Annotated in this window: 1 tRNA gene; it reads left to right on the top strand. The window is 20.8% G+C overall.

The annotated features are described in order from the left end of the window. Positions 1–27: 27 nt before the first annotated feature. Positions 28–104: transfer RNA gene (locus AVBRAN12637_RS09700), tRNA-Ile, on the top strand. Positions 105–682: the final 578 nt, after the last annotated feature.

The following is a 682-nucleotide window of genomic DNA, read 5'->3' as shown; positions in this document are numbered from 1 at the left end:
TAAGATAACAATAATTCTACTTCTTAAGGGCCTATAGCTCAGCTGGTTAGAGTGCACCCCTGATAAGGGTGAGGTCACAAGTTCAAGTCTTGTTAGGCCCACCATTTTTATTCTTTTTATCTATCTTTTAAATTATTTTTTTAAATCTTTTTAATATATGTAGTTTTTAGTATTATTTTAGGTTTTACTTGTGTATTTGTTTTAGATTGAAACTTATAAATAATATTTATTTTTTAATGATATTTGAATTTATTTAAGAATACTTATTTTTACTTATTTAGCTTGTAGTTATGTTTAAAGCTATTTTTATATAAATTATAATACTTATTAAAGTGGTGTGATATTAATAACATATATATTATCTTTTTAAAATAACTCTTATAGTAATAAGTAATTTAAATTATAAGTGATAATTATGTTTTTACTATTAAATAAAATATTAGTTGTATTTTTAAGAGTTAATATAATTAATGTTTTTATAAAGTATTTATAAGTTTTAAATTCTTTTAATAAAAATAGCTTTTTATGTTTAGTGATTATGTTTAAGATTGTTTTATTATGGTGTGTGTTTAATTGTTTTTAGTAGTTAGTGAAGGTTATTTTTAGAATGAGATTTTAATTGCTTTTTAGTTTTTAATTTAAAGTATTGTTTGTGTTGTTTAGAGTGGTTGGGGGGGGGTTA

The organism is Campylobacter sp. RM12637, from assembly GCF_020137645.1.
Taxonomy (GTDB): domain Bacteria; phylum Campylobacterota; class Campylobacteria; order Campylobacterales; family Campylobacteraceae; genus Campylobacter_E.
The sequence above is the reverse complement of the archived record's forward strand: the minus strand, read 5'-3'. Positions and strand labels throughout refer to the sequence as shown.